Below are 24,891 nucleotides of genomic sequence, written 5' to 3'. Positions count from 1 at the left end.
TCGGGGTGGGCGGGTTCAGTCGAGGGCGAGCAGGGCGGCGACGTCTTTGACCGGTACGGGACGCGACACTGCCTCGCACAGCAGGGTCTCGATGCCCCGCAGCGCCCGCAGGCACGTCTCGGCGGGGACCCGCCGGGTGTCGGCCAGCAGGTGCAGGGCGCAGCCGCCGGCCAGGTGGGGCATCGCCACGAAGAACGTCATGTCGTGGCGGGCGACGGCGGCGACCTGCCGCACCGTGGTGTGCCGCGCCAGCTCCGCCAGTGCCGCCCGGTCGCGAGGGCCGGGCACCGGGTCGAAGTCGCGGCCCATCCGGGAGTCGTTGAAGTACACCGACTGGTCGGCCTGCGGGCCCTCGGCCGCGATCAGGTCGTCCAGGGCCTGCGGCGGGTAGGTGGCGTGGAAGTAGGACTCGGTGGAGTCGCGGTAGCAGCGGCGGACGGCGTCCTCCAGGTCGCCGTCGCCGACGTCGAAGACCAGCAGCGCGTTCTGGGCGATGCCCGTGGCCAGTTCCCGCTGCCGGGGGGTGTTGCGGTTGCCCGCGATGAGTTTGACCACGGCCCGGTCCCTGCCGGTCAGCGCCGCCTGGGTCAGCAGCACCGCGGTCAGCACCACCGTGGACGTCGACGCTCCGGTGCGCACGGCCAGTTCGGATGCGGCAGCGGCCACGGCCGCCGACTCCATCCGCCAGGTGACCACGGGCAGCTCGCCGCCGTCGTGGTCCGGGCCGTCGAAGATCCGATGCGGTACCAGGGGCAGCCGTTGCCGCCAGTGGTCCAGGGACTGCCGGGCGCGGCGCTGCCCGGCCGGTGACGCCTCGTAGGCGGCCTGGTCCAGTGGCTGCCAGCCCGGCGCGGGCAGGGCCCGTTCGCCTTCGACGAGGACGCGCAGCTCGGCCAGCAGCAGCTCCAGCGACCAGCCGTCCAGCGACACGTGGGAGGCGGCCACGGCGACGGCTTCGACCTGGCCGTCGACGCGCAGCAGCGCGAACCGCACCGGCCACTGCCGGTCCAGGTGGAACGCCGCGGCGGCCAGTTCAGCGGCGGTGGCCTCGGCGGTCGCGTCGAGTTCGGCGGCGGTGGTGTCGACGATCTGCGGCTCGTACGCGCCTTCGGGCCGCAGGTGCTGGTGGGGGCCGTCGGGGCCGTCGGTCATCAGGCTGCGGAGCACCTGGTGCCGCAGGATCAGCTGGGACCAGGCGGTGGCGACCCGTTCGGCCGGGACCGGGGCCGACAGCCGCAGCACCCGTTTGATGTTGAAGTTCGCGCTGGCCTCGCCGAACCACTGCATGGGCCGGAACATGGCCGTCTGGCCCCAGGTCAGCGGGGCGGAGGCGGCCGACGTGCCGCTGAACCGGGCCTGGATCGCCGCGCCGGAGACCACCGGTGTCACGGCCGCGGAGTCGGTGGGCTGCTCCGCCCGGTTCACGGTGCCGACCGCCGGGGCGGGCGCCGGGTCGGCGTCCAGCGCGGCGGCCAGCGACCGGACGGTACGGCGGTCGAACAGGTCGGCGATGCCGACCGACAGGCCGAGCTCCTCGTCGAGCCGGGTGACGACCTCGACGACCCGCATCGAGTCCCCACCCAGTTCGAAGAAGTCGTCGTCGGCGCCCAGCCGGTCCACGCGCAGCACCCGGGCGACCACCGCCGCGACCGCCGTCTCCAGGTCACCCGCCGGGGCCGTGTACACGGTGCTCAGCGCGGGGCGCACCGTCGGGGTGTCCGGCAGCCGCCGGGTGTCGACCTTGCCGTTCGGGGTGAGCGGATACCGCGCCACGTACAGGAAGCGGCTCGGCACCGACGCCTCGGGCAGCAGCCCGGCCGCGTGGGCGCGCAGGGTGGCCGCCGCGGGTGGCGGCTGCTCCTCCGAGCGCAGGTAGGCGACCAGTTGCAGGTCGTGGCCGTCGGGCTCGGCGATCACGACCGCTTCGGCGACGCCCGGACAGCGGCGCAGCGCGTCCTCGACGGCGGGCGGTTCGACGCGCTGGCCGCGGATCTTCACCTGCCGGTCGGCCCGGCCCAGGACGTCCAGCACCCCGTCGGGTCGCATCCGGCCGAGGTCGCCGGTGCGCAGCAGCCGGGTGCCGTCGCCGGCCGGGTGCGGGATCCACCGCTGGGCCGTCAGCGCGGGCTGGCCGTGGTAGCCGCGGCCGATGACGGCCCCGCCCAGGCAGATCTCGCCCGCCTCGCCCAGCGCCACGGGCAGGCCCTGCTCGTCGACGATGTGCACCTCGGCGTTGGGGATCGGCGCGCCGACGGGCAGCCGCCGCCCGACGCTGCGGTCGGCGCCGATCCAGTACCACGTCGCGCCGACGGTCTCGCTCATGCCGTAGTGGTTGCCGAACCCGGACATCGGGCTGCCGGTGATCCACTTGTCGAACTCGGGGGTGAGGTAGAGCGGCTCGCTGCCGATCATCACTTGCCGGGCCACGTCGTCGACGCCGCCCAGGGCGGTCATCGCCCGTACGTGCGAGGGGGTCAGCTTCAGGAAGCCGCACGGGGCCGAGGCGGTCAGGGCGATCAGGTCGTCGAACGCGACCGGCTCCGGGGCGACCTCCAGTTCCCAGTCCGCGACGAGTGCGGTGAACAGCGTCATCACCGAGCCGACGAAGTACAGCGGGGCGTGCAGCACGGCGCGCTCGCCCGGCTGGAACGCGAACTCCTCGGCGCACCAGGCCACGTAGTTGACCAGCTGCCGGTGGGTGCCGAGCACGCCCTTGGGCGCGCCGCTGGTGCCGGAGGTGTACATGATGAACGCCAGGTTCTCGACCTGGCAGCCGCCGTCACCGCCGTCACCGGACGGGTCGGGCAGGTCGGTGACGTCCAGCACCGCCGCCGGGTAGCCGGCCGGCACCAGCGCGGCGTGCGCCGGGCCGGTGAGCAGGACCGGGTCGCCGGCGTCGGCCAGGATCCGGGCCCGCCGGTCGGCGGGGTCGTGCACGGACAGCGGCAGGTACGCCGACCCGGACGCCAGCACCGCGAGGATCGCCACGACGGCCTCGACCGAGCGGGGCAGCAGCACCGCGACCGGTGTCTCGGGGCCGGCGCCGTGCGTCCGCAGCACCCGCGCGGTACGGCGTACCCGCGCCAGCAGCTCACCGGCGGTGACCTCGACTCCGGCGCAGCGCACCGCGATCCGGCCGGGATCGGCCGCCAGCGCCCGGTCGATCAGCACGTGCAGCGGCGTCTGGTCGACCGGGCGGCGCGGCCCGGCGGCGATCGACAGCACGGAGTCGACCGCGGCGTCGGCCGGCTGGGGCCGCGCACCGGCGACCGTGCCGACGCCGGCTGGGCGCAGCGCGGCCGGCCGCAGGTCGGTCCACAGCCGGGTGATGTGCTCCAGGCACACCTCGGTCTCGCCGGTGAAGACAGGTGTCCATCCGCCCGGCACCGGCCGGTCCGTCGGCCACAGGGAGTACTGGTCCTGGCCGTTGACGACCACGTGCCGCTGGCTCTGGTTCACGCCGGCGCGCCGATCGCCCGCTCCGCGGCGGCCAGCCGGTCGACGGGTTCGCGCCAGGACTCCTTGGCGTACCAGTCGCCGCTGAAGGCCGTGATCGTCGGGGTCCAGCCGCCGTGGGCGTCGGCGTAGGCGGCGATCTCGCGCCAGAACACGTCCACCAGCGCCGAGTAGCGGCAGGCGACCCGCAGGTCGGCGAGGGTGAACGGCGGGCCTTCCATCCGCACCAGCCGGATGTCGAACGCGCCGCGGTACTGGCGTCCCCCGACGGTGAAGGGCTGGCGCCACATCGCGGCGCCGGGCGCCCGCAGCGTGTAGCGGACCCGGGCGGTGGTGTGGCCGCCGTGGCGCAGGTCGCCCCATTCGCCGATGTCGGGCACCAGCGGCGGGAAGAAGTAGTGCCGCTGGCGGGGTACCTGCGCCCGGTCGAAGTTGCCGGGCACGAAGTGCCAGCGGTTGTACATCATGCGCTGGGCGACCTGCCAGAGGATGTCGGTGACGGCCGGGGCGGGCAGGTCGGCGGCCATGTCGGGGCTGGGCAGCACGCAGCAGAAGAAGTCGGGCTTCTTCAGCTCGGCCACCTCCTGGCCGTACTCTCCGGCGGCTCCGTCCAGGCGGGACAGGTCCCGCACCCCGCTGGACATGCCGTAGTCGGCCCGGCCGTCGATGACCGCGCCGAGCACGATGCCTTCCAGGATCCGCGCCAGTTCGCCGTCGTCGCCGACGGCGTGGGCGGTCCGCAGCGCGGCGGCGGTGGCCTGCCGCACCCAGGTGGCCGCGTCGGTGTCGGCGGCCGGGCCGTCCAGGCCCCCGGCCAGCGAGAGCAGCGTCTCGGGCAGCTCCGCCTGGGTGCGCTGGCCCTGGTCCCAGGGCATCAGGTACTCGTCCTTGGCGTAGGTCAGGCCGTTGACGCGCCGGTAGCGCATCTGGCCGCCGCCGTCGACGAGTTCGACGAGGTCGCCCGCGAGCGCCGCCAGCTCGGCCAGGGTCGCGGTGCTCAGCCGGCCGTCGGCCTGCTCGCCGAGGGCGTTCAGGTACGCGGCGCAGCGGGTGGTCAGGGTCCGGCGCAGGCCGACGGCGCTGAGCTGGCGTCCGTTGAACTCCTCGAACCGGACCGCCCGTCCCGTCCGGAACAGCAGCTGGATCGCGGCGACGAACAGCCGCTCCTCCGGGCTCCAGTCGGCCGGCGGCCGCCCGCGCAGCGCGGGCAGCACGCCGTCGCGGATGAGGGTGCTGGAACCGGAGTCGGAGCGGGAGAAGACCCGCCGCTGGATGTAGACCAGGACGGTCTCGACCCGTTCGACCCAGTCGACGACCTCTTCCAGCCGCTCGGGCAGGGTGCCCTCGGCGTGCCAGGTGTGCAGCATGTGGTCGAGCTCGTGCCGCTGGTGGTCCTCTTCGGCCTGTGCCGGGAGGTACTCCTCGTCGATCATCTCGATGATCCACTGCGGCAGCGCGAGTTCGGCGACCACCTCGTCGGCGGGCGCCTCACCGGGTTCGTGGACGGACAGCTTGCCCAGTGCCGAGTGGCACAGCACGAACTGGGCGGGCGGCGCGTCGGCGCCCGGCGCGGTCAGCCGCAGCTGCGGGCGGCCGAGCAGGTGCCGGACGATCGCCTGTTCCCGCAGGGTGAGGCCGTCGAACGCGGAGCGGAACGGAATCTTGCCGCCCATCGTGAGCAGGCGCAGCACCGCGGCCTGGGCGCTGCCGCCGAACAGCGCGGCGGCGTCGCGCACGTCGCCCAGCTCCTGGCTCCACTGGTCGAGTTTCGTCGTTCGTCTCACGTTCCCACCTTCGGCGACCGGACATGGCGAGGCCAGGCGGCGTACGTGGGCGGCGAGGCAGGCGAGGGCAACCGCCGCGCGGTGCTCGGTTCTCTGCGCACGGCGTCGAGGCAGCCGACCTGGGAAGTGGAGTCCGCAGCAGTACTGCGGTCGCAAAGAGACGTCGTTCCACCCCGATGTGGGAACGCTCCCGCCATGCAGTCTCGATCATATGAGCAGATGTGTCAATGTCATTAACAGTGATCTTCGCAACCGAATCAGGTCCTATGACTATTTCATGACAATTACCGGCAACTCGGCCCGGCGTCAGTCCGGGCCGACACCACCGGGTCATGATGCGGTGGTGGCGGCTGTGCTGGTGATCGAGGATGACGACCGGATCCGGCTCGCGCTGGCGATGGCGCTGGAGGACGAGGGGTACGCGGTCCGGGCCACCGCCACCGCCGAGGACGGCCTGGCCCGGCAGCGGCGCGAACCCGCCGACACCGTGCTGGTCGACCTGATGCTGCCCGGCCTGGACGGCATCGAGTGCATCCGCAGGCTGCGCCGCGACGACGACGTGCCGATCGTGGTGGTCAGCGCCCGGCAGGACACCGGCGACATCGTCGCTGCGCTGGAGGCCGGCGCCGACGACTACCTGGTCAAACCGGTCGCCACCCCCGAGCTGTCGGCCCGGCTGCGGGCGCTGCGCCGCCGCGCCGGGCTGCCCGCGCCCCGGATCGAGCAGGCGCTGGTCTTCGGCGACCTGCAGCTGCGCCCCGCCGCCGGTGAGGTGTCCCGGCGCGGGCGGGCGATCGCGCTGACCCGGACCGAACTGCGGCTGCTGTGCGAGCTGGCCGCCAACGCCGGGCACGTGCTCAGCCGCCAGCAGCTGCTGGAGCGGGTGTGGGAGTACGACTTCGGCGACGAGCGCCTGGTGGACGTCCACATCGCCCGGCTGCGCCAGAAGATCGAGGACGATCCGGGCGTGCCCCGGCTCATCGTCACGGTCCGGGGCCTGGGCTACAAACTCGTCCGATGAGGCGCCCCGGGCTGCGGGCGAAGGTCACCGGCGGGTTCGCCGTCGGCGCGCTGCTGGTGTCGGCGGCGATCGCGGTCGGGTCGTACCAGCTCACGCAGCGTTTCCTGCTGGCCGAGCGGGAGGACGCGGCGGTGCGCACCGCCATGGTCGACGTCGGGATCGTGCAGGCGGCCGTGGACGGGGACGACCCGGGGGTGCTGCAGGTGCTGCGGTCGCTGGACACCGGGGGCAACCGGCGGGTGCTGATCCGCCGCGACGGGCACTTCTACTCGCGTACCGTCGACGCGGGCCTGACCACCAGCATCCCGGCCAGCCTGGTGGCGCTGGCCGAGCACGGGCGGGGCGGGGTGCAGCGGACCCGGATCAGCGGGCGTACCGCGCTGGTGGTCGGGGTGCCGGCCGGGGCGACGATCACGCTGTACGAGATCGACTTCATGCAGGAGCTGGACCGCTCACTGAAGATCCTGGCCCTGATCCTCGCCCTGCTGGCCACCGCCACCACCGGCGCGGGCGCCCTGCTGGGCTGGTACGCCGCGCGGCGAGTGCTGCGGCCGCTGGCGACCGTGGCCGACGCCGCCCGCGAGATCGCCGCCGGTGACTTCAGCGCCCGCCTCGACCCCGACACCGAACCCGAGCTGGCCCGGTTGACCGCGTCGTTCAACCAGATGGTCGAGCAGCTGGCCCGTCGGGTGGAGCGCGACCGGCGCTTCGCCGCCGACGTGAGCCACGAGCTGCGCTCTCCACTGCAGACCATCGCCGCGGCCGCGAGCGTGCTGCACAACCGCCGCACCAGTCTGGACGAGCGCACGGCCACGGCGGTCGGGCTGCTCACCGACGAGGTGGGCCGGTTCCAGGCGCTCGTCACCGACCTGCTGGAACTGGCCCGGGGCGACCAGCCGCCGGAGGTGGCCCCGGTCGACGTCGCGGCGCTGGCCCGGCAGGTCTGCCGGGCGCGGGGGCTGGCCGCGGACCTGGTCACGGTCGAGGCCGGGGCCGACCCGCAGTGGCGGGTGGACCGCCGCAGGTTCACCCAGGTGCTGGCGAACCTGCTCGACAACGCCCACGCCCACGGCGGCGGCGCGGTCGCGCTGCGCATCGGGCACCAGCGCGGCACGCGGGTGCTGGAGGTCGACGACGCCGGGCCCGGGGTGTGCCCGGCCGACCGGGATGTGATCTTCGGCCGGTTCGTGCGGGGCGCGTCGGCGGGCGCCCGGGGCGGCAGCGACGGCACCGGTCTGGGCCTGGCGCTGGTCGCCCAGCACGTCACCGCGCACGGCGGCCGGGTCAGCGTGGGCGAGCGCCCCGGCGGCGGCGCCCGGTTCCGTATCGAACTGCCTCAGGAGCGGCGATGATCCGCGCGTACGCCACCGCGGCCTGGCTGAGCGGCCTGGCCCTGTCCGCCGCGGCCTGCGGCGTGCCGACCGAGGACAGCGCCCGTCCGCTGGCCCCGACCGGTGACGCCCAGGCGTTCACCGAGCCCGTCGCCCGCGCCGCCGGACCGGCCAGCGAGCACCTGTACCTGGTCAACAACGGTTCCTTGATCAGGGTCGAGCGCAAACTGTCGGCGCCGCCCTCGATCCAGCAGCTGGTGTCGGATCTGATGGCCGGCCCGACCGAGGCCGAGGAGGACGTTGGGTTCACCAGTGCCCTGCTGGGCACCCACATCATCGGCGCGGTCGAGGCCAGGGCCACCACGGCCGTGGTCGACCTGTCCAGCACCCGCGAGGACACCGGCCGCAACGACGACGTGCTGGCCTTCGCCCAGGTCGTGTGCACCCTCACCGCCAGGCCGGGGGTGAAGCGGGTGGCCTTCACCCGGGAGGGCCACCCGGTCGGCGTGCCGCGCGCCGACGGCGCGCTCACCGACACCCCGCTGACCTGCGCCGACTACACCAGCCTGCTCACCTGGTGAGCCGTCACATCATGTGCCAGACGCCGTACGAGCACTCCATGTAGCGGCCGCTGAGCTCGCCCGCCCAACCGTGCGGATACCAGGCGCCGTTCCATTCGCACATGGTCGCGGGCTTTCCCGCCTGCGCCGGGACCGTGGTGGCGGTCAGTCCGGCCACGGCGGTGACGACAACGATGAGCAGCAACCGCAGGGTACGCACATCGACCTCCTCGAAAGTATTCCCCCAGGCAAACATATCCTCGCATGCATCGATGCATATGGGTATGGCGCCGCATCCGCGAAGATCACGCCAGGCCGCCTCGCACAAACAGAATGGCTCCTCTCCTTGCGGATCGCGACAAACAGAGTAATCATTCTGTTTGTATCCGTACCGGAGGTGGACGTGCCCAAGCTCACCGACGCGCGCCGACAGATGCGGCGCGGTCAGATCAACCAGGCCGCTCTGCGCTGCTTCGTGCGCAACGGCATAGAGCGCACCTCCATCGCCGACATCACGGCCGAGTCGGGCCTGTCACCCGGTTCGATCTACGCGCACTACCGCAGCAAGGCCGAGATCGTGCAGGCCAGCGCCCAGCACCTGCTGCAACGACGGCTCGACACCCTGACCGGATTCGCCGCCAGCGACGTGCCGCCGAGCCCGGCGCGGCTGCTGGACCACCTCGCCGCCGCGATCGACCCGGACGAGGCCCGCGTCGGCCTGCAGACCTGGGGCGAGGCCACGACCGACCCCGCCATCCGCGACATCGTCGTCACGATGACCGACCGCATGCGCGACGCGATCGCCGCCGCCTGCGCGGCCTGGCTGGTGAAGGTCCACGGCGGCGACCCGGCCGAGGTGCCCGCCCGCGCGGCCGGGCTGGCCCGCCAGCTCATGGCTCTCTACCAGGCTCAGCTCATCCGCAGCGCCCTGTCCGCCGAGTCCGGCGGCGGCCACGGCCCGACAGACGGCGACCTGCTGGCCGGGGCGGCCTGATCCGCGTCCGACCGCACCACCGCCCGGTCGTCCGGCCCGGCACGACCCCTCACGAAAGGCCCCCCGCCATGCGCGACCCCGACAAGCCCTACTTCAGCTTCCGGACGGCGGCCATCCTGCCGATCGTCCTGTTCCTGCCGTCACTGGTCTCCTTCGCCGTCAGCGAGCCCGGCGTCGTCTGGCCGGAGTACTCCGGCGTCTTCTTCCACCTGGCGATCCTGTTCCTCATCGCGCGGATGGACGCACCCGTCTGGGCCAAGGCCGCCGGCTACGGCTGGATCACCCTCGACGTGCTCACGGGCATCATGGCCATCAACGGCGTGCCATACGAGACCACCTGGCCGGTCCGCCTCGGCGGCCACGTCTTCGCCGGGATCTGGATCGCCCTCAGCTCCGTCTACGCCCGCCACGCCGCCATCCGCGCCGTCGGCGTACTCACCGGCGTGTGGCTGGGCGGGTACTCCTTCGTCGCCGACATCGCGCCCGAGGAGGTCATCTACCCGGCCGGGCTGCTGATCATCGTCTGGTTCGCGCTGCTGGCCGCCCGGTACCGGCCGGCCGAAGCGCCCGAACCCGGCCTGGCCGCCGCCGCGTGATCAATGCCCGGGGCGGGCCGCCACCGCGGTTCGCCCCGGGCACCCCGGCGGCGGATCAGCGGGACGCGCCGACCCGGGTCCGCACCGGGCGCGACGGGCGCGCCGGGACGGGCAGCGCCGCTTCGGCTCCGCTTCCGGCCTCGGCGAGGCGGCGCTGCAGGTAGTCGGTGGCCGCGTAGGCGAACAGGACCGCGCCGAGCATCTCCATCAGCTCCTCGGCCGAGGCCGCCAGCAGGTACTGCAGGTACGGCAGGCCCGCCTGCATCTCGCCGGTGTCGGGATCGCGGCCCAGGAACGCGCCGACGGCCTCCATACCCATCGCGCCGCCGACGTAGACGCAGCCGGCCAGCACGATCAGCCACCGGGTACGCACGGGCAGATGGAAGAGGAAGCGCAGGTACGACACCGCGAACGCCAGCACCAGCGGGGCGACGAACACCATCCACGACAGGTACGACGCCGAGCCCAGTTCGAGCACGCCGGACCGGCTGGCCACCTCGTGCGCCTGGGCGACCTCGTCCAGCGACAGCACGGCGAAGACCAGGCTCAGCGCCCGCCAGTGCCGCACGTACCGCCGTCCGGCGGTCCTGGCCTCGGTGCCGATCTGCCACAGCACGCACGCGGCGAGCATCAGCACCGCCGAGGAGAACCAGGTCGGCAGGTTCTTCTCCTTGTCCACGTTGAAGAACATGGTGAACCAGCCGAACCGCGGGAAGGGGTCGTGGATGCCCAGGCCGTGGTAGATCGCGTTGCTGCCGAGGCTCAGGACGTGCAGCACCGCCACCGCGATCAGCAGCCGGCGTACCAGCCGGTCCGCGTGCGGGAGTCCGATGTCCATTCCTGCCTCCTGGCTTCAGCGGGCGGCGGCCGCGTCCGGTGCGGACACGGCGGTGGCCCAGCGCCAGCCACTGTCGCACCGGTGCGGCACCGCGGTGCCGATAATTCATGTGATAACGGACGATTGTCACATGAATGTCATACTTCGGCTCGTTGACGCGCTCCCCCGCCTGCCGGGTCACCCGGTGGTGGCGGCCGCCGCCCGGCCCCCGGCGGGACCGGACGGCGGGCCGGCTCAGTTCGGGTAGAGGTACTTCACGCCGTTCAGGGCGAGCACGCTGGTACGCGAGCCGGTGACGCCGGAGTTGAGGTTGCGCCAGCCGTTGTAGCTGCTCGCCTCGTGCACGTAGCCGCCCGCCATCGTGTAGATCAGCTTCTCGCCGTTGCTGTACGCGGCGGCGATGGTCGCACTGGACACCCCGGAGATGCCGGTCCAGTTGTTCGCCCAGCCGGCGTTGCTGGCCGCCTCGTACACGGAGCCGCCGTTGACCACGTAGAGGATCTTCACGTTGCCGGCGGCGATGGCGGCCACGGCGGAGCCGGGCACCCCGGTGTTGAGGTTGCGCCAGCCGTTGGCGCTGTGCGCCTCGTGCACGTAGCCGCCGACGATGCTGTAGATGTACTTCACCCCGCCCAGCTGGATCACCGAGATGGACGAGCTGCCCACCCCGCCGATGCCGGTGTTGAGGTTGCGCCACCCGTTGGCGCTGCTGGCCTCGTGCACGTAGCCGCCGATGACGGTGTAGACGTACTTGACCCCGTCCAGGGTGATCGCGGCCAGCGCGGTGCCCTGCGCGCCGTTGATGCCGCTGTTCAGGTTCGCCCAGCCCGCGTTGCTCGCGGCCTCGAAGACCTGGCCGTTCTTGAGGCTGTAGAGGATCTTCACGCCGTTGAGCTGGATCGCGGCGGTCGCGGTGCCGGTCACCGGGCCGTAGCCGCCGGAGACCGGCAGCATCCGCCAGCCGTTGGCGCTGCTGGCCTCGTACACCTGCGTGCCGTTCTGGCAGTTGGCGCTGGTCGCGTTGCGCGCCGCCGACACCGCGCCCTCGACGTAGATGGGCCCGGTCGCGGAGCTGCCGTCGGAGGTGATGCCCGACGGTGAGCCGTTGAAGTACGCCTCGGTCTTGCCGCCGTCGCGGCTCACCTCGTAGTGCAGGTGCGGGCCGGTCGAGTTGCCGGTGCTGCCGACCCGGCCGAGCTGCTGGCCCTGCGCCACGGACTGGCCTGTGCCGACCATCGGCGACTCGATCATGTGCAGGTACGTGCTGCGCCAGCCGCCGCCGTGATCGACGACCACGTAATTGCCGCCGCCGCTGCCCCAGCCCGCGAACGCGACCGTGCCGGCCGCCGAGGCGAGGATGGCGCGGCCGCTGCTGCCGCCGCCGGTGAACGTCATGTCGATGTCGTAGTCGTCGTGACCGTGGTAGGTGGCCAGCCGCCACGTCTCTCCACACGGGAACGGCAGCTGGAAGAAGGGCATCGGACCGGCCGCGCGGGCCGGGCCGGCGCCGACGGCCGGTACGGCCAGCAGCACGGCGCACACCCCGGCGAGGGCGCGCGTGACTCTTCGGGACATGGGGGTCGCCTTTCGTTCAGGCCGCGGCCACCGGCCTGACCACCGAAGGGAGGCAGGACGTCGGAGCGCCCGCGTACACATCGATACGGCCCGGGATGTCGGGCGCGCCGGATGGTACGGTGACCGGCCTACAACCCGTGCACATCGCCGTACAACCGGCTGGCCACGGCCACCGGCGCCCTGCACGCTGAGGTGAGGATGTCCGTCCACTTCGACCTTCTCGGCCCGCTGACGGTGTCCCGCGACGGCCACCCGGTCGCGCTCGGCCCGACCAAGCAGCAGCAGATCCTCGCCGCGCTGCTGCTGCGGCCGACCGAGGCGGTCAGCACCGACGAACTGGTCGTGCTGCTCTGGGGCGACCAGCCCCCGGTGTCGGCGGCCGCCAACGTCCGCACCTACGTGCGCGGCCTGCGCCAGGCGCTCGACGAGGGGCAGCCCGGCGAGCGCCGCCTGGTCACCACCCCCGGCGGCTACCTGCTGCGGGTGGAGCCGAACGAACGGGACCTGGACCGGTTCGACGCCGCCGCCGCACGGGGCCGGGCGGCGCTGGCCGCCGACGACCCGGCGGGCGCGCAGCCGGAGCTGGCCGCGGCCCTGGGCGTGTGGCGCGGACCCGCTTTCGCCGGGCTGCCGCTGCCCCGGCTGCTGACCGGGCGGGTGGCCCAGCTGGAGGAGCGGCGCCTGCTCGCCGAGGAGGACTACGCCGCGACCCGGCTGGCACTGGGCGAACCGGCCGCGGTGATCCCGCGGCTGCGGGCCCTGCTGGAGCGGCATCCGCTGCGCCAGCGGGCCTGGGCGCAGCTGATGACCGGGCTCTACGGCATCGGCGACGTGTCAGCCGCGCTGGCCGCGTTCCGGCAGGCCCGGCAGGTGCTCGCCGAGCAGACCGGGATGGACCCCGGACCGGAACTCGTCCGCCTGCACGACGACATCCTGCACCAGCGCATCGTGCCCCGGGCCGCCGCGCCGAAGCCGGAGCCCGTCGGGCCGCCGACGGCGCAGGCCCCGCCGCGCCAGCTCCCGCTGGCCCCACCCGGCTTCGTGGGCCGCGCCGCCGAGCTCGCCCGGCTCGACGACGCCCTGGCCGCCCCGGCGGGCGGACCGGCCGCGGTGGACATCACCGCCATCAGCGGCATGGCGGGCGTCGGCAAGACCACGCTCGCCCTGCACTGGGCCCACCGCGTGGTCGACCGCTTCCCCGACGGCCAGCTGTACGTGAACCTGCGCGGATACGACGACGCCGACGCCGTGTCCCCGGCCGACGCCCTGGTCGCCTTCCTGGAGGCGCTCGGGGTGCCGGTCAACCGGATCCCGAGCAGCACCGACGCCCGCGCCGGGCTCTACCGCGGGCTGCTCGCCCCGGCCCGGATGCTCATCGTGCTGGACAACGCCCGCGACGGCGCGCAGGTGCGCCCGCTGCTGCCCGGCGCGGGCCGGTGCGTCGTCGTGGTGACCAGCCGGGACCAGCTCGGCGACCTGGTGGCCGCGGCGGGCGCGCGGCCGCTCACCCTGGACGTGCTCACCGCCGCCGAGTCGGTGAGCATGCTCAGCAGCAGGATCGGCGCCGCCCGCGTCGCCGCCGAACCGGCGGCCACCGCCGAGATGGTGGAGGCGACCGGGCGCCTTCCGCTGGCGCTGTCCATGGTGGCCGCGCGGGTGGCCGCCAAACCGGCGTTCGCGCTGGAGACCGTCGCCGCGCAGCTGCGCCCGGCCGAGGACCGGCTGGGGGCGCTGGCCGACGGTGACGTCCGGCGCGTGTTCTCGTGGTCGTACCGGGCGCTGAGCGAGCAGGCGGCGCGGCTGCTGCGGCTGCTCGGGCTGCACCCGGGGCCGGACCTGACCGGTGACGCGGCCGCCGCGCTGCTGGGCGTCACCCGCGCGGCGGTGCTGCCGCTGCTGGGCGAGCTGACCCGGCTGCACCTGCTCGCCGAGCACCTGCCGGGGCGCTACAGCGTGCACGACCTGCTGCGCTCGTACGCGTCGGAGCTGGCGCGCTCGCGCGAGCAGGTCGACGAGCGGCAGGTCGGCCACGCCCGCATGTACGACCACTACCTGCACAGCGCCCACCCGGCCGCGGTGCTGCTCCAGCCCACGTGGACCCCGGTCGTGCCGCTGCCGCCGCTGTCGGACGCCTACGTCGCCGCCACCGACCGCGCCGCCGCGGCGGCCTGGTTCCACGCCGAGCACGCCGTGCTGCTGCGGGTGCTGCGGCAGGCCGCCGAGACCGGCTTCGAGCGGTACGCCTGCCAGCTCGCCTGGGCGCTGGCGGCGTACCTGGCCCCGCACGGCCTCTTCCAGGAGCAGCTGGCGGCCCAGCAGGCGGCGCTGGCCGCGGCCGAGCGGATCGGCGACCGCGAGGCGCAGGCCCTGGCCAACCGGATGCTCGCCCGCGCGCTGATGCGCCTGGGCGAGCACGACGCCGCCGAGCACCGGGTGCGCCGGGCGCTGGAGCTGTACGAGGAGCTGGGTGACCTCGACGGCCTGGCCCTGACCCTGCGGCACTACACCGAGCACTGCACCGAGCGGGGGCGGCTGGAGGAGGCGCTGGCGCACAGCGTCGAGGCGCTGCGGGTGTCGCAGCTGCTGGGCAACCGCTACGCCGAGGCGCGGGCGCGCAACACCATGGGCTACCTGCGCGCCCTCAACGGCGACTACCGGCAGGCGGCCGAGGACTGCGCGCGGGCGCTGGCCGAGCAGCGGCAGATGGGCGACCGGGTCGGCCAGGCGGCGACGCTGGACAGCCTCGGCTTCGTGCACCTGCGGCTGGGCGATCCCGGCCGCGCCGTCGAGTGCTTCGAGCAGTCGATCGAACGCTTCCGCGACTCCGGCAACCGGTACCACCAGGCGCTGACGCTCTTCCGGCTCGGTGCGGCGCACGAGGCGGCGGCCGATCTCGCCGCGGCGGCGCAGGCCTGGCGGGAGGCGCTGTCGATCTTCGAGGAGCTGGGCGACCCGGCGGCGGACGAGGCACGGCGGCGCCTGGCCGGGGTCACCGGCTGAGCCGATGCCCGCCGCCGACGGTGTTCAGGGCGAGGCGGGCGTGCCGAGATCGGCGGGCGGGCCGGGCGCCGGGGACGCCTCGATCAGCCCCTCGTCGACGAGCGCGAGGAAGGCGTCGACGACGACCGGGTCGAAGCGGACGCCGCGGTCGCGCAGCAGGCGCCGCCGGGACTGGACGCGCGCCTCGCCGCCGGGCGCGGCGGTGGCCCCCAGCGCCCACGCGTCGCAGACGGCGATGATCCGGGCCTCGATCGGGATGTCGGCCCCGGCGCTGCCGGTCGGGGCGCCGGAGCCGTCGTACCACTCGCGGCGGGCCGCGACCAGCTGGGCGAGGTCCGGGCGGTCGGCGAGTTCGACCAGCAGCCGGGCGGCGCACTGGGCGTCCCGCCCGCCGGAGTCGGGGTCCGCCGGGGCGGCGCCCGGGGCGGCGAGGTCGAGGATCCGGCCGATGTCGCGGACCCGGGCGGCGGCGGCCGTGTTGCGCTGCGCCGTCTCGTCGAGCCCCAGCCGCCGGGCGGTCAGCCGGGCCCAGTGCGAGACCGCGGCGCCGGGGCTGCCGTCGCCGAGCGCGCGGTCGATCCGGTCCGACATCCACACCAGCGCGGCGGGCAGCCGCAGGTCGGTGTCGAAGACCTGCGGGGGCTGCCAGGCCGAGGTGACGACCTGGTCGCGGCCGAAGTCCTTGGCCCGGTACACGGCCGTGTCCGCGGCGTTGACCAGGGCGTCGATGTCGACGTGGCCGTCGTCGGCCGGCTCGGCGGTCGCGACGCCGACGGAGGCGGTTAGGCCGATGCGGTCGCCGCCGGGCACCGTCACGGGGGCGCCGGCGACCGTCGCGCGCATCCGCTCGGCCAACTCCACCGCGCCCGCCTCGTCGGTGCCCGGCAGCAGGCAGACGAACTCCTCCCCGCCGTAGCGGCAGACCAGGTCGCTGGCCCGGGAGGCCCGGCGCAGCCGCTGCGCTATGTCAATCAGTACGGCGTCGCCGACCAGGTGCCCGTAGGTGTCGTTGACCGCTTTGAAGTGGTCCAGGTCGACCAGGACCAGGCTGAGCGGGGTGCGTCGGCGGGTCGCCCGCTCGGCCTCCAGCCCGATCATCTCCTGGAAGAACCGCCGGTTGTGCAGTCCGGTGAGCTGGTCGGTGACGGCGGCGGTACGCAGCTGCTGGGTCAGCCGGGTGCGGTCGCGGGCCGCGACGACCTGGCGCACCAGCAGCCCCAGCAGCAGCAGGACCGACACGGTGAGCGTGACCTCGCTGAGCCTGCCGACGAGGATCAGGTCGGCGGCGGCCAGCCCGCCGACGGCCAGCACCGCCACCACGGCGGGCAGCAGGGTGATGTCGGGGTCGAGGATGCCGGGCTTCTCGGTCTCCCTGCGGCGGGCTGCCACCACGGCGGCCAGGCACAGCAGCACCGCCTCGGCCTGCCAGCCGAGGTTGACCCAGCTGGAGCTGGCGTACTCGCGCACCACGGTGATGTAGGCGTAGGACGCGTCGGTCACCGCCGACACGCCGAACCCCGCACCGACCAGGATCATCGAGGTCGGGATGCCCTTGGACCCGCTGAGCAGCACCGCGACCAGGATGCTGACGATGCTCACGGACAGCACCGGATAGATGAAGGTGACCAGGGTGGCGGCGTTCCAGTCGCTGGGCAGCAGCGGCCCGATGACCAGCTGCCAGCCGATGGCGGCGGCCCCGGCCGCCACCAGCAGCGCGTCGATGAGGCCCTGGGTGCGGCCCACCAGCACCAGCCCCAGGCCGATGACGATCGCCGACAGCGCGCACACGTATGACCCGAGGTAGGCCGCGTCGGCGACCGACGGAACCGGGGCGCCGTCAGGGCTGACGTACGTGTAGACCGCCCAGATGGACTCGCCCAGCAGCCACAGGAGGTTCGACCCGACCAGCAGCCGCCACGCGGTCCGGACCCGCTGGCGGGTGCGGCGGGCGGCCCAGATGCTCAGCCCCGCAGCCACCGCGATGGGCCCGAGGTAGAGCACCTCGCCGACGAAGCGGGACGCGTCAGGCGAGTGCCGGGTGGCGATCAGCAGCAGGGCATAGAGCACCAGCCAGGCAGCCCCGGCCAGGGCAGTGCCCAGCTCGACCCGGTCGACGGCTGGATGGCGCGACGGGGCCGTGCTCGCCTCTTCGCCGGTCGTCACGATCTCCTTGACTGCTGCGTGGAAAATCCCCCTTCTACAATTGTGCACGAAATGTCGGCCATCAGGTCCGGGTGGCGAAGCCCGTACCGGCGCATGACCGGCTCGGTCCGGGACTTCGGTTCACAAAGCGCATGTCCAGAAGAAGCCGTTTTAATACGATCTGGTTATGCGTCCCGTGATCGCCGGCATCGTGACAGCACTGGTCCTGTGCGCGGCGGTCTACACGGGCAGCCGCGGACTGCGCAGCTTCGACTCCGCCCTGGTCCCCTACGCCGTGGCCAGTGTCTTCCTCGCCTTCGGGATCGCCTACCGGTACACCGTGTGGATCTCCTCACCGGGCGCGCGCCGGCTGTTCCGCAAGGGCTGGGGCGCGGCGCTGTCGTGGCGGAACCTGCGCCGGGCGCCCACCGCGCTGCCCCGCATGATCGCGACATACCTGGGGTTCCAGAAGTTCCTCGGGGCCCGGTCGCGGGCGCGCTGGGCCGCGCACCAGCTGCTGTTCTGGGGCTGCCTGCTCGCCGCGGCGATCACGTTCCCGCTGGTCTGGGGCTGGTTCACCTTCACCTCCGACACCGGGGCCGGGCCGACGTACACGATGAACGTCTGGGGTTTCGGGGTGCTGCGCTTCGACGCGCTGTCGATCCTGGGCTGGCTGCTGTTCCACGGCCTGGACATCGCCGCCGTGCTGGTCATCGCCGGGGCGACGTACTTCCTGGTCCGGCGCATGCGCGACCGCGAGGCGAGCACCGGCCAGCGGTTCGGCTACGACTTCGTGCCGCTGCTGGCGCTGATCGTCATCTCGGTCACCGGGCTGCTGCTCACCTTCTCCAGCACGCTGCTGCACGGCGGCGGCTACGAGTTCCTGGCCGTGCTGCACATGGCGGCGGTGGTGCTGACGCTGCTCTACCTGCCGTTCGGGAAGTTCTTCCACATCGTGCAGCGCCCGGCCGCGGTCGGCATGCAGCTGTTCAAGTACACCGGCGCCGGGCAGGTGCAGCCCTGCCGGGTCTGCGGCGAGCCGATCGACACCGCCGAGTACGTCGACAACCTGCGCGCCACCATGCGCGACCTGGATCTGCGCTTCGACGCGATGGCCCTGACCTGTCCCCGGTGCAAACGGCTGCAGCGGGGCCAGGCGTACCGGACCGAGGTGAAACGAGGCTTCTGACGTGACCATCCCACTCGATCCGACGATCACCCCGCCGGGCACGTCGCGCTTCCGCGACGCGGGCGGGGTCCCCGCCGACCGGTGGCGGGCCGTGCGCGGCGAGGAGACGCTGGTCGCCACGCACTGCTGCTTCTGCGGTGTGCAGTGCGGGATGTACCTGCGGGTGCACGACGGCAAGGTGTTCGGCGTCGAACCGCGCGACCACGACATCAACCGGATGCGGCTGTGCCCGAAGGGGCTCAACGCGTACCAGCAGGTCAATCACCCGGACCGGCTCACCGCTCCGCTGCTGCGGCGCAGCCGCACCGACGACCTGCGCCCGGTCTCCTGGGAGCAGGCCCTGGACCACGCCGCCGACCAGATCCAGCGCGTCCAGGCCGCGTACGGCCGCGACGCGTTCGGGATGCTGGGCGGGGCGAGCCTGTTCAGCGAGAAGACGTACCTGGTCGGCAAGTTCGCCCGGGTGGCGCTGCGGACCCGGCACGTGGACTACAACGGGCGGCTGTGCATGGTCAGCGCGGCCGGGGCGAACAAGCTGTCGTTCGGCATCGACCGGGCCGCCAACCCGTTCGCCGACATCCTGCTCACCGACTGCCTGCTCATCGCCGGGTCGAACGTGGGCGAGTGCTTCCCGGTGATGACGCAGTACCTGTGGGGCGCCCGGGACCGGGGTGCGACGCTGATCGTGGTCGACCCGCGCGAGACCAGCATCGCCCGCACCGCCGACATCCACGTGGCGCTGCGCCCAGGCACCGACTCGGCGTTCTTCAGCTCGGTGCTGCACGTGGTGGTCACCGAGGGCCTGGCCGACGAGGCGTACGTCGCCGCGCACGCCACCGGCTGGGAGGAGGTCCGTCAAGCCGCCGCCGAGTACCCGCCCGAGCGGGCGGCGCAGATCTGCGGCATCCCGGCCGCGCAGATCACCGAGGTGGCCCGCATGTTCGCCACCGCGCCCAAGGCGATGGCCTGGCACGCGCGCGGCATCGAGCACCACACCCAGGGCGTGGAGAACTGCCTGACCGTCATCAACCTGTGCGTGGCCACCGGCAACCTCGGCCGGCCCGGCGCCGGCTACGGCACCATCACCGGGCAGGGCAACGGCCAGGGCGGCCGCGAGCACGGCCAGAAGTCCGACATGCTGCCCGGCGGACGGTCCATCAGCGACCCCGTGCACCGGGCGCAGGTGGCACGGATCTGGGGCATCGACGAGGCGGACCTGCCGCAGGCGGGCACCTCGATGATGGAGATGGTGCACCAGATGGGCCGCGGCGAGATCCGCGGCCTGCTGGGCATCTGCAACAACCCGTTCGTGTCGCTGCCCAACTACGCCGTGGTCAAGGCCGGGTACGACGCCCTGGACTTCCACGCCCAGTGCGACTTCTTCCTGTCCGAGACCTCCGCCAACGCGCACCTGGTGCTGCCGGTGACCACCTGGGCCGAGGACGACGGGGTGATGGCCAACGCCGAGGCGCGCGTGGTGCGCCACCGCAAGGCCCAGGAGCCCCTGCCGGGGGTACGCACGGACACGTGGGTCATGTGCGAGCTGGCCCGCCGCCTCGGCGTCGGCGACAAGTTCGCCTTCACCGGCTCCGAGCAGGTGTTCGAGGAGCTGCGCGTCGCCTCGCGGGGCACCGTCAACGACTACTACGGCATCACCTACGCCCGGCTCGACGAGACCGGCGGGATCAGCTGGCCGTGCCCGACGGTGGACCATCCGGGCACGCCCCGGCTGTTCGAGGACGGGCAGACCTGGCACGCGGACAAGAAGATCCACATGCAGGCGGTGCGGTGGCATCCGCCGGCCGACCCGTACGACGACGAGTACCCGATGACGCTGACCACGGGCCGTACCGTGGCGCACTTCCTGTCGGGCAACCAGACCCGGCGGCTGGGCGGGCTGGTCGAGCAGACGCCGCGCCCGTGGGTGGAGGTGCACCCGTCGCACGGCTACGCCTCCGGGGACCCGGTCACCGTGGTCACCCGGCGCGGTGCGGCGACGTTCCCGGCGCTGGTCACCGACGCGATCCGGCCCGACACGGTGTTCGTGCCGTACCACTGGCCGTACCCGGTGGCCGCCAACGAGCTGACCATCGACGCGCTCGACCCGCGCTCGAAGATCCCCGAGTACAAGGTGTGCGCGTGCCGGATCCAGCCCGCCGCGCACGTCACCGCCGTGCCCGCGCCGCCGGTGCCGCCGGGCCACGAGTCGTACGCCGCGACGCAGGTATCGCGCGGCGACCAGCACCCGCCCACCTCGTCCCAGGGAAGGGGCACGTCAGAACCATGATGGGACGCACCATCATCATCGACCCGGGCCGCTGCATCGGCTGTCAGGCATGCGTGTCCGCGTGCCGGGAGTGCGACTCGCACCGCGGCAAGTCGATGATCCACCTGGACTACTTGGACGCCGGGCACAGCGTCGCGTCCATGCCGACCGTCTGCATGCACTGCGAGGACCCCCTCGCACCGTGCGCGCAGGTGTGCCCGGCCGAGGCGATCCTGGTCACCCCGGACGGGGTGGTGCACGACGCGGACAAGAGCCGCTGCATCGGCTGCGGCAACTGCGTCAACGCCTGCCCGATGGGCGTACCGAAGATCGACCTGAAGGCGAAGCTCCAGTTCAAGTGCAACCTCTGCTACGACCGGACCTCGTACGGCCTGGCGCCGATGTGCGCCACTGTCTGCCCGACCGGCTCGATCTTCTACGGCACCGTCGAGGAGCTGCGCGCCGAGCGCCCGAACGTGGCCGTGGCCAGCACGTTCGACTTCGGAGGCAACCTGCTCACCACCGGCGTGGCCATGGTGGTCCCCGCCGACCGGGGCGACGTGCCCGTGCCCGGCGGCGTCGGGCAGCCCGCCGGGCCGACCCCCGGCCCGCAGCCGTTCGGTTCTGTGCCCACCTCCGCCGACAACGTGCTGGGAGAGCCCCTGTGAGCCTCGACGAGCAGGCACCCGCCGAGAGCGTGGCGCAGCTGCGCGAACGCATCGCCGCCGACTCGCTGACCAGCCGCCGCGACTACCTGCGCCTGGCCGTCACCGTCTCCGGCGGCCTGGCCGTCGGCACGGCCGCGGTCGCGTCCGGGCTGTTCCACCGGCACGGCGACGGCACCGCCGCGCCCAAGCTCGTCGCCGAGCGGCTCGAACCGGGCCAGTCGGTGGCGTTCAGCTACCCCGGCGAGGAGGACCGGGCGGTGGCGCTGCGGATGGCCGACGGGACGCTGGCCGCGTACTCGTCGGTCTGCACGCACCTGGCCTGCGCGGTGCTGTGGCGGGCCGACCAGGGTGAGCAGGGTGAGCTGTACTGCCCCTGCCACGAGGGCGTGTTCGACCCGCGGACCGGCCAGGTCATGGCCGGTCCGCCGCCGCGGCCGCTGCCGCGGGTGCTGCTGGAGGAGCGCGGCGACGGCATCTGGGCCGTCGGCACGCTGCGATCGGGACAGGAGTCGGCGTGAGCGAGCAGCGTTATCCCCTGATCAGACCGACCAGCGGGTACGGCGACCCGCGCGTGCGCAGCACCGGACCCGGACCCGGCGCAGGCGCCGAGACCGATCCGGAGCGCTCGGCGATGCTGTCGGGTCGGGTGGCGCTGGTGCTGTCCATCCTGGTCGGGCAGTTGTGGGCGATCGGGGTCGGACTCAACGCCTGGATGATGGGCCAGACCCGCACCGCCTGGTGGACCGCCGCGTTCAGCGTCGCGTCGTTCCTGGTCGCGCTGGGGGCGTGGCGCATCGGCGATCGGCGCGACCGGTGAGCGCCCCGAGCCGGACCGGCGCGGTGACGCCGGTCCAGATCGTGCCGCGCGGGGCGTACCTGAACCTCATCCTCGCGGCGCTGGGCTTTCTGATCACCGCGTGGGCGTGGGGTCTGATCTCGCCGCTGTCGGCGTACTACAAGCAGACCCTCGGCCTGACCTCGTTCCAGCAGTCCGTCCTGGTGGCGGTGCCGGTGCTGGTCGGCTCGCTCGGCCGCATCCCGGTGGGCGCACTGACCGACGTGCTCGGCGCGCGCAAGGTGCTGCCCGCGATCGCGCTGCTCACCATCCTGCCGGTGCTGGCGCTCACGGTCGCCGGGAAGTCGTACCCGGCGCTGCTGGTCACCGGGTTCTTCCTGGGCCTGGGCGGCACCCCGTTCGCGGCGGCGATCCCGCACGGCAACGGCTGGTTCCCGCCCGCCAAGCGCGGCATGGCCCTGGGCGTCATCGGCATGGGCATGGGCGGCACCGCCATCGCCGCGCTGCTGACCAAGCCGATGCTCCAGATCGGCCCGAACGCCCAGTTCTACCTGGCCGCGGCGGTGCTGGCGATCTACGGGGTGGTGGCGTGGCTGGTCCTGCGGGACCCGCCAGGGCGCACCGTGCCCGCCGAGCCGTTCACGCAGCGCTTCACCGACGCCGCCCGGCAGCCGATGACCTGGCCGCTGGCCCTGCTGTACGCGGTCACCTTCGGCGGCTACGTCTCGTTCGCCGTGTACCTGGTCACCTACCTGCAGACCGCGTACGGCCTGGAACAGGGCGACGCCTCCTTGAAGGCGGCCGGGTTCACGCTGGTCGCGGTGGTGCTGCGGCCGCCCGGCGGCTGGCTGTCCGACCGGGTCGGCCCGGCGCGGGTGCTGGCCGGGTGCCTGGCCGTGGTGGTGGTCATGGCCGCCTGGCAGGCGTTCACCCCGGCGCTGTACCCGTGGGCGACGCTGACCCTGCTGATCATGGCCGGTGCGCTCGGCGCCGGGGCGGGTGCGGTGTTCGCGCTGGTCGCCAAGGTCGTCCCCAACGCGAAGATCGGCTCGGTCACCGGCATCGTCGGTGCCGTCGGCGGCCTCGGCGGCTTCGTGCCGCCCCTGGTCATGGGCGCGGTCTACGGCGCCATGGGCCAGTACGGCGTCGGCCTGCTGCTGCTGTCGCTGGTCGCGCTCGCCGCACTGATCTACACCTGGTCCATCCGCACCCGCGACTGAGTCTGCGACAGACGGCCGAACCTGCGAGAATGCGGCGTGTTCACACCTCGTGCCGCCTGGACCGACGCACCGGAGCAGCTGCGGGCGGCCGTAGCCGACGCGCTCGGCTGCGCCATCACCGGGCATACGGATCTGCAGGGCGGCATGTCGCCCGGACCTGCCGCCGCGCTGCGGTTGACCGACGGCCGCACGGTGTTCGTCAAGGCGATGTCGGCCGAGGTCCGGGCGCATAACCACCTGCTGGTCGGCCGGGAGTCGGTGGTCCTGGACCTGCTGCCGGAGTCCGTCCCGGCGCCCCGCCGCCTGGCGACCGTCGAATCAGGAGCCTGGATCGCGCTCGTCACCACCTGGGCCGCCGGAGCCGCCGGCGAGCTGTGGAGCGACGCGTCGATCGACGCCGTCGTGGCCGCGTGCCGAACTACGAGCGGGCACCGCGCCCCGGAGGGTCTGCGCCCGGTCGTGGAGCGGATCTACGACTTCGACGGCTGGGAGCGCGTCGTGGCGGCCGGACCGGCCGACGAGTGGGAGGCGGCGTACGCGCGACGGGCCGCCGACCTGGCCGTCGGCTGGGCGCGGTGGACGGCCGGTGACGCGCTGGTCCACCGCGACATCCGGGCCGACAACACGGCGGTGGACACGGCGACCGGCTCGGCGACTCTGCTGGACTGGGCGTACGCCGCCGCCGGGGCGCCCTGGCTGGATCTGGCGCAGTTGGCGGCGGACATCGTCGCGACCGGCCACATGCTCGGCGGGCAGGTGGCCGCGGACCGTGCGTACCGGCTGATCCAGACCCTGCCCCCCGAAGCCGCCCGCTACGTGGTGGCACTGACCGGCATGTGGCGGATCCGGGCCGCGACGCCCCAGCACAGCGTGCTGCCGACGATCTCGGCCTGGCGCCGCGAGCGAGTGCGGGCGCTACGCCCGCTGGTCACCCGCCTGATCACCGACCGCGTCGGCGCGGCCTGACGGTCCATCCGCCGAACTCAGACTGCGACGACGACACCCGCACCGCCGGTCAGCCCGATCGACGCCTGCGCCCGCTGCGGCGCGGGTGGGGTCCTCGCGCCGAACGTGCACAGCGCGAGCACCACTGTCAGCCCCGCAAGCACGGCCGCGCTACGCCGCCAGCCCCGCAGCAGCCACGTCGCCAGTGCTCCGGCCGCCTGCGCGCCCAGCATCACGTTCAGGGCGAGCACCAGGTTCCCATGCCTGCGCAGACTCTCCTCGAAGGGCACCACGCTGCTCGGGTCGAGGGCGTTCCTGCTGATGCCGAACATCCCCTGCAGAAGGAACCGGTTCGCCGCGTAGAGCCACACCGGAACCAGCAGGAAAGCCAGCACGTAAAAGGCTCCGGCCCGATAGTTCAGCGGCTCGGCGGGTAACGCGTCGAGGTCGTGGTCAGGTGTGCTCACGCGGTCCAGTGTCGGATACGGACGCATCTCGTGGGGGCCGCGC

Annotated in this window: 20 protein-coding genes; 13 read left to right on the top strand and 7 right to left on the bottom strand. The window is 73.3% G+C overall.

From position 1 onward, the window contains the following. Nucleotides 1–15: 15 nt before the first annotated feature. Together QEZ54_RS21470 and QEZ54_RS21465 are read right to left on the bottom strand one after the other, a co-directional pair. A complete protein-coding gene (locus tag QEZ54_RS21470) occupies nucleotides 16–3,459 on the bottom strand; it encodes an AMP-binding protein (protein ID WP_281306474.1) in 3,444 nt (1,147 codons plus the stop codon). After that, a complete protein-coding gene (locus QEZ54_RS21465; protein ID WP_281306473.1) occupies nucleotides 3,456–5,240 on the bottom strand; it encodes a hypothetical protein in 1,785 nt (594 codons plus the stop codon). The genes QEZ54_RS21470 and QEZ54_RS21465 overlap by 4 nt, the downstream gene beginning before the upstream one ends. A gap of 343 nt (nucleotides 5,241–5,583) precedes the next feature. Here QEZ54_RS21465 and QEZ54_RS21460 point away from each other — a divergent pair, with 343 nt between their 5' ends. From QEZ54_RS21460 to QEZ54_RS21450, 3 genes are read left to right on the top strand one after another with little or no spacing between them, the layout of a single operon-like run. Continuing rightward, complete coding sequence (locus QEZ54_RS21460) at nucleotides 5,584–6,261, top strand: response regulator transcription factor (protein ID WP_281306472.1); 678 nt, start codon at nucleotides 5,584–5,586, stop codon at nucleotides 6,259–6,261. Next, a complete protein-coding gene (locus tag QEZ54_RS21455) occupies nucleotides 6,258–7,613 on the top strand; it encodes a HAMP domain-containing sensor histidine kinase (protein WP_281306471.1) in 1,356 nt (451 codons plus the stop codon). The genes QEZ54_RS21460 and QEZ54_RS21455 overlap by 4 nt, the downstream gene beginning before the upstream one ends. Next, nucleotides 7,610–8,173 carry a GerMN domain-containing protein gene (locus QEZ54_RS21450; RefSeq protein ID WP_281306470.1) on the top strand — a complete coding sequence of 188 codons (564 nt, stop codon included), beginning with the start codon at nucleotides 7,610–7,612 and terminating at the stop codon, nucleotides 8,171–8,173. Before QEZ54_RS21455 ends, QEZ54_RS21450 begins: the two co-directional genes overlap by 4 nt. Nucleotides 8,174–8,177: 4 nt before the next feature. Here the strand turns inward: QEZ54_RS21450 and QEZ54_RS21445 are convergent, their stop codons facing one another. Then, complete coding sequence (locus QEZ54_RS21445; RefSeq protein ID WP_281306469.1) at nucleotides 8,178–8,372, bottom strand: hypothetical protein; 195 nt, start codon at nucleotides 8,370–8,372, stop codon at nucleotides 8,178–8,180. A gap of 183 nt (nucleotides 8,373–8,555) precedes the next feature. Between QEZ54_RS21445 and QEZ54_RS21440 the strand changes: the two genes are divergently transcribed. Together QEZ54_RS21440 and QEZ54_RS21435 are read left to right on the top strand one after the other, a co-directional pair. Next, nucleotides 8,556–9,146 (top strand): TetR/AcrR family transcriptional regulator, encoded by a 591-nt coding sequence (locus QEZ54_RS21440; protein ID WP_281306468.1) that lies wholly within the window; start codon nucleotides 8,556–8,558, stop codon nucleotides 9,144–9,146. A gap of 68 nt (nucleotides 9,147–9,214) precedes the next feature. Then, a complete protein-coding gene (locus tag QEZ54_RS21435; protein WP_281306467.1) occupies nucleotides 9,215–9,742 on the top strand; it encodes a hypothetical protein in 528 nt (175 codons plus the stop codon). A 55-nt stretch (nucleotides 9,743–9,797) separates the two neighbouring features. On the opposite strand, the gene QEZ54_RS21430 is transcribed toward QEZ54_RS21435, so the two are convergent. Continuing rightward, a complete protein-coding gene (locus QEZ54_RS21430) occupies nucleotides 9,798–10,580 on the bottom strand; it encodes a hypothetical protein (protein WP_281306466.1) in 783 nt (260 codons plus the stop codon). 234 nt (nucleotides 10,581–10,814) lie between these two features. Beyond that, the gene (locus tag QEZ54_RS21425; RefSeq protein ID WP_281306524.1) at nucleotides 10,815–12,059 is read right to left on the bottom strand and encodes a M23 family metallopeptidase; all 1,245 of its coding nucleotides are present in this window, start codon (nucleotides 12,057–12,059) and stop codon (nucleotides 10,815–10,817) included. A gap of 294 nt (nucleotides 12,060–12,353) precedes the next feature. Between QEZ54_RS21425 and QEZ54_RS21420 the strand changes: the two genes are divergently transcribed. Next, nucleotides 12,354–15,155 carry a BTAD domain-containing putative transcriptional regulator gene (locus QEZ54_RS21420; protein ID WP_281306465.1) on the top strand — a complete coding sequence of 934 codons (2,802 nt, stop codon included), beginning with the start codon at nucleotides 12,354–12,356 and terminating at the stop codon, nucleotides 15,153–15,155. Between the two features lie 24 nt (nucleotides 15,156–15,179). Here QEZ54_RS21420 and QEZ54_RS21415 read toward each other — a convergent pair whose 3' ends face one another. Next, nucleotides 15,180–17,318, bottom strand: coding sequence for a diguanylate cyclase (locus tag QEZ54_RS21415; RefSeq protein WP_281306464.1), 2,139 nt, complete (start codon nucleotides 17,316–17,318; stop codon nucleotides 15,180–15,182). Between the two features lie 166 nt (nucleotides 17,319–17,484). Between QEZ54_RS21415 and QEZ54_RS21410 the strand changes: the two genes are divergently transcribed. Genes QEZ54_RS21410 through QEZ54_RS21380 form a run of 7 tightly spaced genes read left to right on the top strand, consistent with a single transcriptional unit; the run spans nucleotide 17,485 to nucleotide 24,402 of the window. Further along, complete coding sequence (locus QEZ54_RS21410; protein WP_281306463.1) at nucleotides 17,485–18,486, top strand: hypothetical protein; 1,002 nt, start codon at nucleotides 17,485–17,487, stop codon at nucleotides 18,484–18,486. A 1-nt stretch (nucleotide 18,487) separates the two neighbouring features. Then, nucleotides 18,488–20,773 carry a molybdopterin oxidoreductase family protein gene (locus QEZ54_RS21405; RefSeq protein WP_281306462.1) on the top strand — a complete coding sequence of 762 codons (2,286 nt, stop codon included), beginning with the start codon at nucleotides 18,488–18,490 and terminating at the stop codon, nucleotides 20,771–20,773. Further along, entirely contained in the window at nucleotides 20,773–21,420 is a 648-nt protein-coding gene (locus tag QEZ54_RS21400) for a 4Fe-4S dicluster domain-containing protein (RefSeq protein WP_281306461.1), read from the top strand. The genes QEZ54_RS21405 and QEZ54_RS21400 overlap by 1 nt, the downstream gene beginning before the upstream one ends. Next, the gene (locus tag QEZ54_RS21395; protein WP_281306460.1) at nucleotides 21,417–21,938 is read left to right on the top strand and encodes a Rieske 2Fe-2S domain-containing protein; all 522 of its coding nucleotides are present in this window, start codon (nucleotides 21,417–21,419) and stop codon (nucleotides 21,936–21,938) included. The genes QEZ54_RS21400 and QEZ54_RS21395 overlap by 4 nt, the downstream gene beginning before the upstream one ends. After that, on the top strand, nucleotides 21,935–22,237 hold the full coding sequence (locus tag QEZ54_RS21390) for a hypothetical protein (protein WP_281306459.1): 303 nt from the start codon (nucleotides 21,935–21,937) through the stop codon (nucleotides 22,235–22,237). The genes QEZ54_RS21395 and QEZ54_RS21390 overlap by 4 nt, the downstream gene beginning before the upstream one ends. Before the next feature lie 23 nt (nucleotides 22,238–22,260). Continuing rightward, on the top strand, nucleotides 22,261–23,436 hold the full coding sequence (locus tag QEZ54_RS21385; RefSeq protein ID WP_348650561.1) for an MFS transporter: 1,176 nt from the start codon (nucleotides 22,261–22,263) through the stop codon (nucleotides 23,434–23,436). A 36-nt stretch (nucleotides 23,437–23,472) separates the two neighbouring features. Next, nucleotides 23,473–24,402, top strand: a complete 930-nt coding sequence (locus tag QEZ54_RS21380) for a phosphotransferase (RefSeq protein WP_281306457.1) — start codon at nucleotides 23,473–23,475, stop codon at nucleotides 24,400–24,402. A 17-nt stretch (nucleotides 24,403–24,419) separates the two neighbouring features. Here the strand turns inward: QEZ54_RS21380 and QEZ54_RS21375 are convergent, their stop codons facing one another. After that, the gene (locus tag QEZ54_RS21375) at nucleotides 24,420–24,848 is read right to left on the bottom strand and encodes a hypothetical protein (RefSeq protein ID WP_281306456.1); all 429 of its coding nucleotides are present in this window, start codon (nucleotides 24,846–24,848) and stop codon (nucleotides 24,420–24,422) included. Nucleotides 24,849–24,891: the final 43 nt, after the last annotated feature.

The sequence above is a fragment of the Catellatospora sp. KI3 genome (genome assembly GCF_029948125.1).
In the GTDB taxonomy this organism is placed as follows: Bacteria; Actinomycetota; Actinomycetes; order Mycobacteriales; family Micromonosporaceae; genus Catellatospora.
The sequence above is the reverse complement of the archived record's forward strand: the minus strand, read 5'-3'. Positions and strand labels throughout refer to the sequence as shown.